The sequence below is a fragment of the Dietzia sp. UBA5065 genome (assembly GCA_002415925.1).
In the GTDB taxonomy this organism is placed as follows: Bacteria; Actinomycetota; Actinomycetes; order Mycobacteriales; family Mycobacteriaceae; genus Dietzia.
Window position 1 is genome coordinate 9,585 of record DIAZ01000138.1, and the last position, 526, is coordinate 10,110.

1 protein-coding gene and 1 pseudogene are annotated in these 526 nt (G+C 73.4%); both read left to right on the forward strand.

Annotated elements, in window-relative coordinates; translation table 11 throughout:
* A pseudogene (locus tag B4M60_RS10745) lies at window positions 1-249 on the forward strand (phosphoribosylglycinamide formyltransferase 2); the annotation flags it as partial.
* A 53-nt stretch (window positions 250-302) separates the two neighbouring features.
* A partial coding sequence (locus tag B4M60_RS10750) for a DUF1648 domain-containing protein (RefSeq protein ID WP_291083484.1) occupies window positions 303-526 on the forward strand: 224 nt, incomplete at its 3' end.

Below are 526 nucleotides of genomic sequence, written 5' to 3' on the forward strand. Positions count from 1 at the left end.
TACGGCGGCACAGGGATCGGGCCGGACGCGGGAGAGGGCGGGACGGCCCAGGGTGGGATGGTCGAGGGCGTCGGATTCGAGGGTGTCGCCCGCGCGCTCGCGGTGCCCGAGTCCGAACTTCGGCTCTTCGGCAAGCCGTCCGCCAGCGAGTTCCGGCGCATGGGCGTGGCCGTGGCGACCGCCGAGGACGTCGAGCTCGCTCGCGAGCGGGCCCGCGAGGCGGCCTCGCGCGTCACGGTGGTGAGGTAGGGGCGGGGCGTGGTGATGGTCATGCCGCGGAGTGTGCCCCACGGGTCCGACATATGACGACGACGAGGAGCCTCACCGACGACGCCCGCGATCTGCCGCGTGAGCCGACCGCCCCGTGGATCCTGGTGCTGGTCGCGGGACTGGTGGTGGTGTGGCTGGCCGTGCTGGCCTGGCAGGTGGCCGTCCTGCCGGATCGGGTGCCGACGCATTTCGACAGCGCCGGCCGCGCCGACGGCTGGTCGAGCAGGACGGGAGCGTTGGCCTCGTCCCTGCTGTT